At 73.9% G+C, this 16974-nt stretch carries 2 protein-coding genes; both read left to right on the forward strand.

Annotation, left to right across the window (positions count from 1 at the left end):
- Window positions 1-9525 (forward strand): type I polyketide synthase (locus CCN39_RS52080; protein ID WP_086849372.1); only part of this gene is annotated, 9525 nt, incomplete at its 5' end.
- Window positions 9526-9540: 15 nt separating this feature from the next.
- Window positions 9541-16974 (forward strand): type I polyketide synthase (locus tag CCN39_RS52085; RefSeq protein ID WP_143264269.1); only part of this gene is annotated, 7434 nt, incomplete at its 3' end.

A 16974-nucleotide genomic window follows, 5' to 3' on the forward strand; every position in this document is an offset into this window, starting at 1 on the left:
GGCGCGTCCAACGGCCTGACCGCGCCCAACGGCCCGGCCCAGCAGCGCGTCATCCGCGCGGCACTGGCCGACGCCGGCCTGTCCGCTTCGGACGTGGACGCCGTCGAGGCCCACGGCACCGGAACGACCCTCGGCGACCCGATCGAAGCCCAGGCGCTCCTGGCGACCTACGGCCAGGACCGTTCGACGCCGCTGTGGCTGGGCTCGGTGAAGTCGAACATCGGCCACACCCAGGCGGCGGCGGGTGTCGCCGGGGTGATCAAGATGGTGCTGGCGATGCGGCACGGTGTGCTGCCGCGGACGTTGCACGTGGACGCGCCGTCGTCCCATGTGGACTGGACGGCGGGCGCGGTCGAGCTGCTGACCGAGCCGCGCGAGTGGACGGCCGACCGCCCGCTGCGGGCCGCGGTGTCGTCGTTCGGCATGAGCGGCACCAACGCGCACACGGTCCTGGAAGCCTTCCCCCAGGACGCAACCCCGCCAAGCCCCGAGCCGGGACCGGTGCCGTGGGTGCTCTCGGCCCGGTCGGCCGAGGCGTTGCGCGGTCAGGCGCGGGCCCTGCTCGCCAAGGTCGACGAGTCTCCGGCGGACATCGGGTTCTCCCTGGCGACCACCCGGGCTTCGCTGCCGCACCGGGCGGTCGTGATCGGCGACTGCGCCGCGGGACTGACCGCACTGGCCGAGGGCACCCCGGCGGCCGACGTCGTCACCGGCGTGGCCGGGGTGCCCGGCAAGGTCGCCTTGGTGTTCCCCGGACAGGGTTCCCAGTGGGCGGGCATGGCGCTCGAACTCGCGGAGTCGTCGCCGGTGTTCGCGGCCCGGCTGGACGAGTGTGCCGTGGCTGTCGAATCCTTTGTGGACTGGTCGTTGCGGGAGTTGCTGTCCGATGCGGAGGCGTTGAGCCGGGTCGATGTGGTGCAGCCCGCGTTGTTCGCGGTCATGGTGTCGCTGGCGGAACTGTGGCGTTCGTTCGGTGTGGTCCCGGACGCGGTCGTCGGCCACTCGCAGGGTGAGATCGCTGCCGCGGTGGTTTCCGGTGCACTGTCGCTCGAGGACGGCGCTCGCGTGGTGGCATTGCGCAGCAAGGCGATCCTCGCACTGGCCGGGCTCGGCGGGATGGTCTCGGTGGCAGCGCCGCTCGGCGATGTGGAAGCGAGGCTGACCGACGGGCTGTCGATCGCGGCGGTGAACGGCCCCGCCGCGGTCGTGGTCTCCGGCGAACCGGACGCGCTCGATGCCCTGATCAAGTCCTGCGAAGCCGACGGGATCCGCGCGAAGCGGGTCCCGGTGGACTACGCGTCCCACTCGGCGCAGGTCGAGCAGCTCCGCGACGAACTCCTCGACGTTCTGGCCCCAATCGCACCTCGCGAAGGTGAGACCGCCTTCATCTCGACGGTGACCGGGGAGTGGAACGAACATGTGGATGCCGAGTACTGGTACACCAACCTGCGCAGCACCGTCCGTCTCGACACCGCGGTCGAGCGGCTGAAGAGCGAAGGTTTCGGTACGTTCATCGAGGCCTCGCCGCACCCGGTGCTGACCATGGCACTCGGCGAGGACGTCGTCGCGCTGGGAACTCTGCGCCGGGATGACGGCGGCCTGCCCCGGTTCCACGCCGCTCTCGCCGAGGCCCACGTCCGCGGGGTCGCCGTCGACTGGACCCCGGCCTTCCCGGACGCCCACGTCGTCGACCTCCCGACGTACGCCTTCCAGCGCAAGCAGTACTGGCCCCGCCCGGCCGCCCGCACCGGCGATGCCGCCGGGCTCGGCCTCGGCGCCGTCGACCACCCGCTGCTCGGCGCCGCCGTCACCCTCGCCGAGGACGAACGGCTCGTCCTCACCGGACGGCTCTCCCGGCAGACGCACCCCTGGCTCGCCGACCACGAAATCCTCGGCACCGTCCTGCTGCCCGGCACGGCGTTCGCCGAACTCGCGCTCCACGCGGGTGACCACACCGGGTGCGGCACCGTCGAGGAGCTCACCCTCGGCGCGCCCCTCGCCGTGCCCGCCACCGGCGGCGTCCAGCTCCAGGTCGTCGTCGACGCACCGGGCGAAGACGGCCGCCGCGGCCTGGCCGTCAGCGCCCGCCCCGACCGGCCCGGCGCGCGCTGGACCCGGCACGCCCAAGGCGTCCTGGCCCCCGGTACCCCCGCACCCGCCGAAGTTCCGGCCGAATGGCCGCCCGGCGCGGAAGTCCTCGACGTCGACGGCCACTACGCCGCGCTTGCCGAGGCCGGCTACCACTACGGGCCCGCCTTCCGCGGCCTGCGCGCGGCCCGGCGGCACGACGGCGAGGTGTTCGCCGAGGTCGAGCTGCCCGGTACCGACGCGTTCGCCGTGCACCCCGCCCTGCTCGACGCCGCCCTGCACGCGCTGGGCCTCGGCGGGTTCTTCCCCGACGACGGCCGGGCGCGGCTGCCGTTCGCCTTCACCGACGTCGCGCTGTTCGCCACCGGAGCCACCGCCCTGCGCGTGCGCCTGGCCGCGGCCGGCCCGAACGCGGTCTCGGTCGTGGCCACCGACCCGGCCGGCCATCCGGTGGCGAGCATCGGCTCCCTCGCGTTCCAGGTCACTTCGTCCACAGTGGACGAGGTGCCGGACGCGCTGTTCCGCACGGAATGGACCCCGCTCACGACCGCCGGGGACGCTCCGGAGTTCACCTGGCTCTCCGGGCCACTGGCCGATCTCGACGTCGTGCCGCCCGCGGTGGTCCTGCCGGTGACCGGTGTCGACCAGGTCCTTGCGACCGCGCAGGAGTGGCTGGCCGGCGAGCGGTTCGCGCACGCCCGGCTCGTCGTGCTCACCACCGCCGCGCTCGCCGCGCTGCCCGGCGACCCGGTGCCCGGCCTGGCCCAGGCCCCGGCCTGGGGCCTGATCCGCTCGGCCCAGTCCGAACACCCGGGCCGGTTCGTGCTCGTGGACGTCGACGACCGCGCCGACCCGAACGCCGTCATCGGAACCGCCCTCGCCTCGGGCGAACCGCAGGTCGCCGCCCGTGCCGGGACGTTGCTGGTCCCGCGTCTCGCTCGCCCGGCGACCGAGCTGACCTTGCCCGCGGACGACGCCTGGCGCGTCGGCACCACCGGCAGCGGCACGCTCGACGGCCTGGCGACGTTGCCGGTGCCGGAGACGGCGCTCGGACCGGACGAGATCCGCGTCGAGGTCCGCGCGGCCGGGCTGAACTTCCGCGACGTCCTCATCACCCTCGGGATGTACCCGGGCCAGGCCCTGATGGGCGGCGAGGCCGCGGGTGTCGTGCTGGAAACGGGCGAGCGGGTGCGCGGGCTCGCGGCCGGCGACCGCGTCACCGGGCTGTTCACCGGCGCGCTCGGCCCGGTCGCGGTCACCGACCACCGCCTGGTGACGCCGATGCCCGCGAGCTGGAGCTTCGCCGAGGCCGCGTCGGTGCCCGTCGCCTTCGCCACCGCCTACTACGGGCTGTTCGACCTCGGCGGTCTCGAAGCGGGCCAGTCCGTGCTCGTCCACGCGGCCGCGGGCGGCGTCGGCCTGGCCGCCGTCCAGCTCGCCCGCTGGAAGAACGCCGAGGTGTTCGCGACCGCGAGCGCCGGTAAGCACGACGTGCTCCGGGAGCTCGGCTTCGACACCGTCCACATCGGAGACTCCCGGTCCCTGTCCTTCGAGGACCACTTCCGCACGGCGACCGGCGGCCGCGGCGTCGATGTCGTGCTCGACGCCTTGGCCGGCGAGTTCGTGGACGCGTCGCTGCGGCTGCTGCCGCGCGGCGGCCGGTTCGTCGAGATGGGCAAGGCCGACGTCCGCGACGCCGAAGCCGTCGCCCGCGCCCACGAAGGCGTCCGGTACCGCGCCTTCGACCTCATCGAGGCGGGACCCGCACGCCTGCAGGAGATCCTGCGCGAACTCGCCGGGCTCTTCGAGGCCGGCGTGCTCACCCCGCTGCCGCGGCGGACCTGGGACGTGCGGCAGGTGCCGGAGGCGTTCCGGTTCATCAGCCAGGCCCGGCACGTCGGCAAGAACGTCGTGACCCTGCCGCGGAAGCTCGACCCGGACGGCACCGTGCTCGTCACCGGCGGCACCGGCACGCTCGGCGCCCGGATCGCGCGCCACCTGGTGACCGCGCACGGTGTCCGGCGGCTGCTCCTGCTCAGCCGTCGCGGCCCGGACGCTCCCGGCGCCACCGCGCTGGCCGGCGAACTGACCACCCTGGGCGCCGAAGTCACCCTCGTCGCGTGCGACGCGGCCGACCGTGCCGCGCTCGCCGCGGTGCTGGCCGACCAGCCGCTCACCGGCGTCGTGCACACGGCCGGCGTCCTCGACGACGGCCTGCTGACCAGCCTCGATCCGGCGAAGCTCGCGGCCGTGCTGCGGCCCAAGGCCGACGCCGCGGTGAACCTGCACGAGCTGACTCGCGACCAGGATCTCGCGCTCTTCGTGCTCTTCTCGGCCGCCGCGGGCGTGTTCGGCACGGCCGGGCAGGCCAACTACGCGGCCGCGAACACCGCCCTCGACGCCCTGGCCGCGCACCGCCGCGCGCTCGGCCTGCCGGGCGTCTCCCTGGCCTGGGGCCTGTGGGCGGAGGCCAGCGGCATGACCGGCCACCTCGGTGCCGCCGACCTGGCCCGGATGTCGCGGGGCGGCATGACCGGGCTCTCCGACGCCGAAGGCCTGGCGCTGTTCGACGCGGCCATCGCCCGCGGCGAAACCACGGCCGTCCCGGCCCGGCTCGACCTCTCCACGGCGGCCGGCCCGGTGCCGCCGCTGCTGCGCGGGCTCGTCCGCGGCACTCGCCGGACCGCCACCGCGGTGACGGCGGGGGACGACCTGGCCGCCCGGCTCCGGACGCTGCCCGCCGCCGAGCGCGACCGCCGGCTGCTCGAACTGGTCCGCGACCACGTGGCCGCGGTGCTCGGGCACGACACAGCCGGCGAGATCGAGCCGGGCCGCCCGTTCGCCGAACTCGGCTTCGACTCCTTGACCGCCGTCGAGCTGCGCAACCGGCTCGGCGCCGCGACCGGCCTGCGGCTGCCCGCGACGCTCGTGTTCGACCACCCGGCCCCGGCGGCGCTCGTGACCTTCCTGCGCACCGAGCTCCTCGGCGGCCCGTCCGAGCCGGCCGCGGGGGTCCCGGCCGGTGCGACCGGCGACGATCCGGTCGTCATCGTCGCGATGAGCTGCCGCTACCCGGGCTCGGTCGGCTCACCGGAGGACCTGTGGTCGCTGGTCGCGGACGGCGTCGACGCGATTTCGCCGTTCCCCGGCGACCGCGGCTGGGACCTCGACGGCCTGTACGCGCCGGAACCCGGGACACCGGGGCGCATCTCCACGCGCAGCGGCGGGTTCGTGGCCGACGCCGGCCGGTTCGACCCGGAACTGTTCGACATCTCGCCGCGCGAAGCGCTGACCATGGACCCGCAGCAGCGGTTCCTGCTGGAAGCGACGTGGGAGGCGTTCGAGCGCGCCGGCATCGACCCGCTGTCGGTCCGTGGCAGCCGGACCGGCGTGTTCATCGGCGCGGCCACCTCCGGCTACGGCACCGGCGCGGCCACCGACGGCCTCGAAGGGCACCTGATGACGGGCGGGACGTCGTCGGTGGCGTCGGGCCGGCTGTCGTACGTGTTCGGCCTCGAAGGCCCGGCCCTGACCGTGGACACGGCGTGTTCGTCGTCGCTGGTGGCGCTGCACCTGGCGGTCCAGGCGCTGCGGCGCGGCGAATGCGACCTGGCGCTCGCGGGCGGGGTGACGGTCATGCCGACGCCGGGTGTCCTGCTCGCCTTCAGCCAGCAGCGCGGCCTGGCCGAGGACGGCCGGTGCAAGGCGTTCGCCGAGGGCGCGGACGGCACCGGCATGGCCGAGGGCGTCGGCCTGCTGCTGGTGGAGCGGCTGTCGGACGCGCGCCGGCACGGGCACGAGGTGCTGGCCGTGGTGCGCGGTTCGGCGGTGAATTCCGACGGCGCGTCGAACGGCCTGACCGCGCCGAACGGCCCGTCGCAACAGCGGGTGATCCGGGCGGCCCTGGCCGACGCGGGCCTGTCCGCGTCCGAAGTGGACGCCGTGGAGGCGCACGGCACCGGCACGAAACTGGGCGACCCGATCGAAGCCCAGGCGCTGCTGGCGGCCTACGGCCAGGACCGCACCACGCCGTTGTGGCTCGGCTCGGTGAAGTCGAACCTGGGCCACACCCAGGCCGCGGCGGGAGTCGCGGGCGTGATCAAGATGGTGATGGCGATGCGGCACGGGATCCTGCCGCGGACGTTGCACGTGGACGCGCCCACGTCCCGAGTGGACTGGACGGCGGGTGCGGTCGAGCTGCTGACGGAGCCCCGTGCGTGGACGTCCGACGGGCCGCGACGCGCGGGTGTGTCGTCGTTCGGCATCTCGGGCACCAACGCCCACACCATCCTCGAACAAGCCCCGGATGTCGTGGTCGGCGCGCGCTCGCCGGTCACCGGCCCGGTGCCGTGGCTGCTGTCGGCCAAGAGCCCGGCCGCCCTGCGCGCCCAGGCGGCCCGGCTGCACGAGTTCCTCGGCGACCGCGAGGTGCATCCCGCCGACGTCGCGCTGAGCCTGGCCACCACCCGCGCCGACCTCGGCCACCGCGCCGCGGTCGTCGGCGAGACCGGTCCGGAGCTCCTATCCGGCCTGGCCGCGATCGGCGACCTCGGCGCCCTCACCGGCAGCGGGACACCCGGCCGCCTGGCCGTCCTCTTCACCGGACAGGGCACGCAGCGACCCGGGATGGGCCGGGAGCTGTGCGCACGGTTCCCGGTCTTCGCCCAGGCCTTCGACGAGGTCCGCGGCCTGCTCGGGGACATCGGACAAGGCGACCTCGACCAGACCGGGCACGCGCAGCCCGCGCTCTTCGCCCTCGAAGTCGCCCTCTTCCGGCTCGTCGAATCCTGGGGCGTCCGCCCGGACTTCGTGGCCGGGCACTCAATCGGCGAACTGGCCGCCGCGCACGTCGCCGGGGTGCTGTCGCTGCCCGACGCGTGCACGCTGGTCGCCGCGCGGGCCGGCCTGATGCAGGCGCTGCCCGGGGGTGGCGCGATGGTCGCCGTCGGCGCGCCCGAAGCGGACGTCCGGGCCGCGTTGCCGGACGGCGTCGGCATCGCCGCGGTCAACGGGCCCGCGAGCGTGGTGATCTCCGGCGACGAACCGGCCGTCCTGGCGCTCGCCGGGGAGTTCGCGGCCCGCGGCGTCAAGACCAAGCGGCTGCGCGTCAGCCACGCCTTCCACTCGCCGCTGATGGACCCGATGCTGGCGGAATTCGGGGCGGTGGCGGCGAAACTGACCTACCGCGAGCCGGTCATCCCGGTCGTGTCGACGCTGACCGGTGCGCTCGCCGAGCCGTTCACCCCGGACTACTGGGTGCGGCACGTGCGGGAGACCGTCCGGTTCGCCGACGCGGTCCGCACCCTCGCCGGCCAGGGGGCGCGCACCTTCCTGGAGGTCGGCCCCGACGGCGTCCTGGCGGCGATGGCGGCCGAGACCGCCGACGTCCCGGCGATCCCGACCCTGCGGGCCGGCGAGGACGAGCCGCGGGCCGTGGTCACGGCGTTCGCGCGGCTGTGGACCGCCGGCTTCCCCCTCGACGCCTCGGCCCTCCTCGACGGCGCCCGGCGGACCGAGCTGCCGACGTACGCCTTCCAGCGATCGCACTTCTGGCTCGAACCCGCGGCCCCGACTCCCGCATCCACTGTGGACAGCTGGCGGTACCGGGTCGGCTGGCGTCCCGTGGCCGCGTCCACGGGACGGCTGACCGGCCGCTGGCTCGTCCTCGGGGACACCCTCGTCGACGACGTCGCGCGGGCGCTGGCCGCCCACGGCGCCGAGCCGGTGATCGACGCCGGTACCGGGGATCGCGCCGCACTGGCGGCCCTGCTGCGCGACCACGCCGACGTCGAAGGGGTCGTGTCCCTGCTGGCCCTCACCGGCGACGCGGAGGCCGGGCTCGCCGCCAACCTCACGCTCACCCAGGCCTTCGCCGACTCCGGCGTCCCGGCCCGGCTGTGGTGCCTGACCCAGGGCGCGGTGCGCGACGTTTCCCGCCCGGACCAGGCGACCACCTGGGGCTTCGGCCGGATCGCGGCCCTCGAGCTGCCGTCCGCCTGGGGCGGCCTCGCCGACCTGCCGGAAACCCTCGACGCGGCGGCCGGCACCCGGCTCGCCGCGGTCCTCGCCGACGGCACCGAGGACGAGGTGGCCATCCGCCCGGACGGCGTCTTCGCCCGCAGGCTCGCCCCCGCCCCGGCCGTGGAAAGCCGGGACTGGCGGCCCCGCGGCACGGTCCTGATCACCGGCGGCACCGGCGCGCTCGGCGCCGCTGTCGCGCGGGAACTCGCGAAGACGGGCGCCGAACACCTCGTCCTCACCAGCCGGCGCGGCACGCAGGCACCCGGCGCGGCCGAGCTGGCCTCGGAGCTGTCCGCCCTCGGCGTCCGCGTCACACTCGCCGCCTGCGACGCGGCCGACCGGGACGCCCTGGCGGGAGTTCTCGCGGCGATCCCGGCGGAGCTGCCGCTGACCGCGGTGGTGCACGCCGCCGGGACGGGCCAGCACGGCCCGCTCACCGAGATCACGCCGGAGGAGGTGGCCGCGGTCCTGGCCGGGAAGGTGGCCGGCGCGCGGCACCTCGACGAGCTGACGCACGACCTCGACGCGTTCGTGCTGTTCTCCTCCATCTCCGGGGTGTGGGGCAGCGGCGAGCAGGCGGTTTACGGCGCGGCCAACGCGTTCCTCGACGCGCTGGCCGAAGAACGCCGTGGCCGCGGGCTGGCCGCGACGGCGATCGCCTGGGGCCCGTGGGCCGGATCGGGGATGGCGGCCGACGCCGATGCCGTCAAGATGCTGAACGGGCGCGGCCTGCCGCCGATCGACCCGGTCCACGGCGTCGCGGCCTTCCGGCGAGCCCTGGCCGCCGGTGACACGACCGTCGTCGTCGCGGACGTCGACTGGGCCCGGTTCGCGCCCGTGTTCACCGCGGCCCGGCCGCGCCCGCTGCTGGCCGGCCTCCCGGCGGCGCGGGCCGCACTGGCCGAACCGGAGCCGGCGTCGGCCGGGTTCGCGTCGCTGCCCGCGGGGGAGCGGCCGAAGGCGCTGCTCACGCTGGTCCTCGACCAGGTCGCGGGCGTGCTCGGGCACGCCGCGGGCGCGGCGATCGGGCCCGAACGCGCGTTCAAGGAGCTCGGCTTCGATTCCCTGATGGCCGTCGAGCTGCGCAACCGGCTCGGCACCGGGACCGGGCTGAGCCTGCCCGCGTCGCTCGCGTTCGACCACCCGACCGCCGCCGACCTGGCCGAGGAACTCGACCGCCGGCTCGGCGGCCCGCCCGCCGAGGTCCGCCTGCTCGACGAACTCGACCGGCTGGAGGCCGCGTTCGAGACCGTCACCGAGGCGGACCTGGCCCGCGTCCCGGCGAGCGACGAAATCACCGCGCGCCTGAGGGGTTTCCTCACGCGGTGGACCGAGCTGGCCGGCGGGACCGACCTGAGCGGCACCGGCGACGACGAGCTCTTCGACTTCATCGACAGCACCTTCCGGACTTCTTGAGACAGTGGGGCTTCCATGGCCAACGAGCAGAAACTCCGTGACTACCTCAAGTTCGTCACGGCCGATCTGAAGGACACCCGCGACCGGCTCGCCGACGTCGAGGCCCGGGACCGGGAGCCCGTCGCGATCGTGGCCATGAGCTGCCGCTACCCGGGCGGCGTCGCCTCACCCGAAGACCTGTGGCGGCTGGTCGAAAGCGGCACGGACGCGATCGGCGGCTTCCCCGGCGACCGCGGCTGGCCGCTGGGCTCGTTCCAGGGCGGCTTCCTCCACGACGCGGCCGAGTTCGACGCGGACTTCTTCGGCATCTCACCCCGCGAAGCCCTGGCCATGGACCCGCAGCAACGACTCCTGCTGGAGACGTCGTGGGAACTCCTGGAGCGGGCCCGGATCGCACCGAAGTCGTTGCGGCGCAGCAGTACCGGCGTGTTCGTCGGCGGCGCGGCGTCCGGGTACGGCACCGCCGGCGCCGAGGAGGTGGCCGGCTACCTGCTCACCGGGACGGCGGGCAGCATCCTCTCCGGACGGTTGTCCTACCACCTCGGCCTGGAGGGCCCGTCGGTCACGATCGACTCGGCGTGCTCGTCGTCGCTGGTCGCCCTGCACCTCGCGGCTCAGGCCCTGCGCCGCGGCGAGTGCACCCTGGCCATCGCGGGCGGGGTCACGATCATGGCCACCCCGGGCACGTTCGCCGAGTTCGACCGCCAGGGCGGCCTGGCCGCGGACGGCCGCTGCAAGGCGTTCGCCGACGCGGCCGACGGCACGGGCTGGGCCGAAGGCGTGGGGTTGCTGCTGGTGGAGCGCCTGTCGGACGCGCGGCGCAACGGGCACCCGGTCCTGGCGGTCCTCCGCGGTTCGGCGGTGAACTCCGACGGCGCGTCGAACGGCCTCACCGCGCCCAACGGCCCCTCCCAGCGCCGGGTGATCACGGCGGCCCTCGCGGCGGCCGGCCTGTCCACATCGGACGTCGACGTCGTCGAAGCACACGGAACGGGCACAGCCCTGGGCGACCCGATCGAGGCCCAGGCCCTGCTGGCCACGTACGGCCAGGACCGCTCGACCCCGCTGTGGCTGGGCTCGGTGAAGTCGAACATCGGCCACACGCAGTCGGCGTCCGGCGTGGCGGGCGTGATCAAGATGGTGCTGGCGATGCGCCACGGCGTCCTCCCGCGGACGTTGCACGTGGACGAGCCATCGTCCCAAGTGGACTGGTCCGCGGGCGAGGTCCGGCTGCTGACCGCAGCACGCGAGTGGCCGGCCGATCGACCCCGCCGCGCGGGCGTGTCGTCGTTCGGGATCTCGGGGACGAACGCGCACGTGATCCTGGAAGAGGCGGAGCAGGCGGCCGCTGTGCCGCCTTCGCCCACTTCGGGACCGGTCCCGTGGCTGGTGTCGGCGCGCGGGGCGGAGGCGCTGTGTGCCCAAGCTGCGGCTCTCGTACCTTTCGCCGACGGTCCTCACCCGGAGATCGGTGCCGCGTTGCTGTCCGGCCGGACGGCGTTCGAGGACCGGGCGGTCGTGTTCGGTTCGTCGGCGTCGGAGTTCCGGAACGGGCTTTCGGCGCTGGCAACCGGCGTCGACGCGCCCAACGTGGTGCGCGGTCGCGTGGTGCCGGGCGGCTTGGCGGTGTTGTTCACCGGCCAGGGGGCGCAGCGGGTCGGGATGGGGCTGGGTCTCTACGAGCGTTTTCCGGTGTATGCGGCCGCGTTCGATGCGGTGCTGGCGCATTTTGATCCGTCGTTGCGTGCGGCTTTCGATGATGCCGAGTTGTTGGATCGGACGGAGTTCACTCAGCCGGCGTTGTTCGCTCTCGAGGTCGCCCTGTTCCGCCTGGTTGAGGCTTTCGGCGTCCGTCCGGATTTCGTGGCTGGTCATTCGATCGGGGAGGTTTCGGCGGCGCACGTGGCCGGGGTGTTGTCCCTTGAGGACGCTTGCCGTTTGGTCTCTGCTCGTGCCTCTTTGATGCAGGCGTTGCCTGCCGGTGGTGCGATGGTGTCGATCGCTGCCCCCGAGTCGGCGATCTTCTTGACTGAGGGTGTGTCGATCGCGGCGGTGAATGGTTCGGAGTCGGTGGTGATCTCCGGCGAGGAGGCCGCGGTCTTGGCCATCGCCGCGGAGTTCGCCGAGCGCGGTGTGAAGACCAAGCGCCTGTCGGTGAGTCACGCGTTCCACTCCCCGCTGATGGATCCGATGCTCGAGCAATTCCGTGCGGTAGCGGAAACCCTCACCTACCACCCGGCGCAGATACCAGTGCTCTCGAATGTGAGCGGTGCTCTCGCTTCGGCGTTCACGGCCGACTACTGGGTGCGGCACGTACGGGAGACAGTCCGCTTCGCCGACGGCGTGTCCACTTTGGAGGCTGCCGGGGTCGGGGTCTTCCTGGAGCTGGGCCCTGACGGGGTGCTAAGCGCGATGGTCGGCGGCACGGCGATCCCGGCGTTGCGGCGAGACCGCTCTGAAGAGAGAGCACTGCTCACAGCGTTGAGCACTGCTCACGTGCACGGTGTGAACGTCGACTGGACACGATTCCTGCCCGCCGAGACCACCGCGGACCTGCCCACGTACGCGTTCCAGCGGCAGCACTACTGGCTGACCGGTCCGTCCGAGGTGTCCACAGAGGACCAGACGTTCTGGGCGGCGGTCGAGAGCCCGGACCTCGCCGCGACGCTCGGTCTCGATGAAGAACTGACGGAAGCCGTCCGCCCGGCGTTGTCGGCGTGGCGCCACCGGAGCCGCCGGGACAGCACGGTGGCGTCGTGGCGATACCGGGCCGAGTGGAAACCGCTGCCGCCGTCCCCAGGCGCACCGGGCGACTGGTTGCTGATCGCGCCCGAGGGCAACGAAACGGCGGCGGAACTGGCGGCCCTGCTCACCGGCGTCGTCTCACTGACAATGGCAGGAGAGTCCCGCGCCGCACTGGCCGACCGCCTCGGCAGGCTGCCGGCCCGAGACTGGACAGCGGTCCTCTCCGTCGGCGACCTCCCGGCCACGGCGACCTTGGTCCAGGCCCTCGGCGACGCGGGCATCAGGGCGCCGCTGTGGTGCCTGACCCGCGGCGCGGTCACGATCGGCCGATCCGACGAGCCGAAGGCCCCGGAACAGGCGGCGCTGTGGGGATTCGGCCGGACGGCGGCCCTGGAGCACCCCGACCGCTGGGGCGGTTTGGTGGACCTCCCGCAAACCCTGGACAGCCGCGCGGCAGGCCGGTTGCTGGCGGCCCTGGGTGGTGCAGAGGACCAGCTGGCGATCCGGGCATCGGGAACCTTCGCCCGCCGCCTGGTCCCCGCCCCGCCGGGCCCCCTCCGGGACTGGCGCCCCCGCGGCACGGTCCTGATCACCGGAGGAACAGGCGCCCTCGGCTCCCGAGTCGCCCGCTGGGCCGCCGCCTCCGGAGCCGATCGGCTCGTCCTCACTTCCCGCCGCGGTCCCGACGCCCCGGGCGCGGCCGCGCTCGCCGCCGAACTCACGGAGGCGGGCACCGCAACGACGGTCGAAGCCTGCGACGTCACCGATCGAGCCGCCCTGGCTGCCCTGATCAACGAAATCGGCGACGACCTCCGCGTCGTGGTCCACACGGCCGGCGTACTCGACGACGGCATCCTCGACACGCTCACCCCCGAACGCCTGGCACACGTCGAAGCCGCCAAGGTCACCGGCGCCATCCACCTCGGCGAACTGACCGGCAACCTCGACGCATTCATCCTCTTCTCCGGCCTGGCCGGAACCCTCGGAGCGGCGGGCCAAGCCGCGTACGCGGCCGCCAACGCCCGCTTGGACGCCCTCGCCGAAGCCCGCCGCGCCGCAGGCCTGCCCGCACTCGCAGTCGCCTGGGGCCCATGGTCCGGAGGAGGCATGGCCAGCGCAGACGTCACAGCACGGCTCGGCGCCGCAGGCCTCCGCCCGCTCGATCCGGACCTGGCGTTCGCGGCTCTCGAAGGCGCCTTGGCCGCGGAAGACACCACGATCGCGATCGCCGACATCGACTGGGCGGCGTTCGGCCCGGCATTCACGGCGGTCCGGCCGAGCCCCCTGCTGGCCGAACTCCCGGGAGCAGGCCACAAGGCGGGAGGTTCAGCCGACACCGCAACCACCTTCCCGGCGGCCGCCACCCGCAACTCCACAGCGCGCGCCTTGACGGCGCCGGCCGCCGGCGCCTTCCGCGCGGCCGCCGGCAACTCCGCTGCGGCCGGCGCTCTCAACCCCGCAGCGGCCGCCACCCGAAACTCCGCCGCAGCCGCAGCCGCAGCCGCAGCCGCTGCCGGTGGCCTCGCCGCAGCCGCCGCCGGTGACTTCACCGCGGCCGGCGCCCACAACTTCGCTGCCGCCAGCGCTCGCAACCCCGCCGCAGCCGCCGCCCATAACTCCGCCGCGGTCGCTGAGCACAACGCCACCGCCGCCGGAGTTCGTGACTTCACCTCCGCCCGTGTGCTCGATCTTGTCCGCGAACAGGTCGCCGCCGTGCTTGGGCATGCCTCTGCCGCCTCTGTCGATCGGGGGCGGGCCTTCAGTGATCTCGGGTTCACCTCGCTCTCGGCCGTCGAACTGCGCAACCGGCTGCGCGCTGCCACTGGGCTCGACCTGTCCGCCACCCTTACCTACGACCACCCCGATCCGGCCGCCCTCGCCCGGCATCTGTGTGCACTGCTCTCAGGTGAGAGCAGTGCTCTCGAAATGGAGCACCCTTTCGCGGCGCGCGGCGACGACGAACCGATCGCCATCGTGGCGATGGCGTGCCGGTTCCCCGGTGACATCCGCTCGCCCGAAGACCTGTGGGACCTTGTCGCCCGTGGGGCCGATGCGCTGTCCGCTCCGCCGGCCGATCGCGGCTGGCCGTCCGGGCTGGCCGCCGTCAAGGCGGGCGGGTTCCTCGCCGGTGCGGCGGACTTCGACGCCGAACTCTTCGGCATCTCCCCGCGCGAAGCCACGGCCATGGACCCCCAGCAGCGGCTCCTCCTGGAGACCGCCTGGGAGCTGTTCGAACGCGCCGGCCGGGACCCGCGCTCGGTGCGCGGCGAACGCATCGGCGTCTTCGCCGGCACCAACGGCCAGGACTACCCGGCACTGCTCGCCGACGCGGGCGAGGACGTCGCCGGCTACGTCGGCACGGGCAACGCCGCCGCCGTCGTCTCCGGGCGGATCGCCTACGCCTTCGGGCTGGAAGGCCCCGCGGTCACCGTGGACACGGCGTGCTCGTCCTCGCTGGTCGCCCTGCACTGGGCGCGCCAGGCGCTGCGGGCGGGCGAGTGCGACCTCGCCGTCGCCGGCGGCGTCACGGTGATGGCGACGCCGGGTGCGTTCGTGGAGTTCGACCGCCAGGGCGGCCTCGCCCCGGACGGCCGCTGCAAGGCGTTCGCCGAGGGCGCCGACGGCACCGGCTGGGGCGAAGGCGCCGGCCTGCTGCTGGTGGAGCGGCTGTCGGACGCGCGCCGCAACGGTCACGAGATCTTGGCCGTGGTCCGGGGTTCGGCCGTCAACTCCGACGGCGCGTCGAACGGCCTGACCGCGCCGAACGGCCCCTCTCAGCAACGGGTGATCCGGGCAGCCCTCGCCGACGCGGGCCTGAAGCCGTCCGAAGTGGACGCCGTCGAGGCGCACGGCACCGGGACGAAACTCGGTGACCCGATCGAGGCGCAGGCCCTGCTGGCCACCTACGGGCAGGGGCGCGAAGAACCGCTGTGGCTGGGTTCGGTGAAGTCGAACCTGGGCCACACGCAGGCCGCGGCCGGGGTCGCTGGGATCATCAAGGTGGTCATGGCCATGCGGAACGGCGTTCTCCCGCAGACGCTGCACGTCGACGCGCCATCGTCTCATGTGGACTGGTCGGCCGGTGCGGTCGAAGTGCTGACCGAAACTCGGAAGTGGCCGTCCGACCGGCCGCGGCGCGCGGGTGTGTCGTCGTTCGGGATCTCCGGCACCAACGCCCACACCATTCTCGAGCAGGCACCGGACGACGTCGTCGTGCACGACACCGCCCCGGTGGGCCTGCTCCCGGTGCCGGTTTCGGCGCAGACCGAGCCGGGATTGCGCGAACAGGCCCGTCGCCTGCTCGCCGCCGAGCGCGGCGCCCTACCGGACGTCGCTTTTTCGCTGGCGACCGGCCGCGCGGCCCTGCCTCGGCGCGCGGTGGTGCTCGCCGAGGACGACGGCGACCTGGTCCGCGGCTTGACGGCGCTGGCGGAAGGGGCACCGGACCCGGGCGTGCTCCGCGCGGACGTCCAGCCGGGCTCGCTCGCCGTGCTCTTCACCGGGCAGGGCGCGCAGCGGGCCGGCATGGGCCGCGGGCTGTACGACCGGTTCCCGGTGTACGCCGAGGCGTTCGACGCGGTGTGCGCCGAGTTCGACCGGCTTTTGGAGCGTCCGCTGCACGACGTGGTCTTCGCCGGGTCCACTTTGGACGACACCGGATCGGCGCAACCCGCGCTGTTCGCGGTGGAAGTCGCGCTGTACCGACTTTTCTCGTCGTGGGGTGTTCGCCCGGACTTCGTGGCCGGGCATTCGATCGGCGAAATCTCGGCAGCGCACGTCGCCGGAGTATTGTCCCTTGTGGACGCCTGTCGATTGGTGGCGGCGCGGGCATCGTTGATGCAGGCGTTGCCCGCAGGTGGGGCGATGGTGTCGATCGCCGCGCCGGAGTCGGCCATCACCCTGAGCGAGGGTGTTTCGATCGCGGCGGTGAACGGTCCGGAGTCGGTGGTGATCTCCGGTGGCGAGTCCGAGGTCTTGGCCATCGCCGAGGAGTTCGCCGAGCGCGGTGTGAAGACCAAGCGGCTCGCGGTGAGTCATGCGTTCCATTCGCCGTTGATGGACCCGATGCTCGACGACTTCCGTGCGGTAGCGGAAACCCTCACCTATCACCCGGCGCGGATACCGGTGCTCTCGAATGTGAGCGGTGCTCTCGCCGAGCCGTTCACGGCGGAGTATTGGGTGCGGCACGTGCGGGAGGCGGTCCGGTTCGCCGACGGAGTGGCGACGCTGCGAAGCGCAGGTGTGGACGTGTTCCTGGAACTGGGCCCCGACGGGGTGCTCAGCTCGATGGTCCCGGGCCGGGCGATCCCGGCGTTGCGCCGCGACCGCGACGAGGAACGGACCTTCTTCACGGCCTTGGCCGGGTTGTACACCGCCGGGGTGCCGGTCGATTGGACGGGACTCCCCGGCCACCGGATCCCGGTGCCCACGCACGCTTTCCAGCGCGAACGCTTCTGGCCGGCCCCGCGCCCGGCGGGCGGCGAGATCGACGCGCGGTTCTGGTCGGCGGTCGACCGCGCGGACGTCGCCGGGCTGGCGGCCGGGACGGGCGTGCCGGAAGCGGACGTCGCCAAGGTGCTGCCGGCGCTGGCGTCCTGGCGGCGGGACCGGGCCGAAGCCGCGGAGACCGAATCGTGGCGCTACCGGGTGACGTGGATCCCGATCCCCGAGCCGGCCCCGGCCACCCCCGCGGGCCGCTACGCG

This window comes from Amycolatopsis kentuckyensis (genome assembly GCF_002155975.1).
Taxonomy (GTDB): Bacteria; Actinomycetota; Actinomycetes; order Mycobacteriales; family Pseudonocardiaceae; genus Amycolatopsis; species Amycolatopsis kentuckyensis.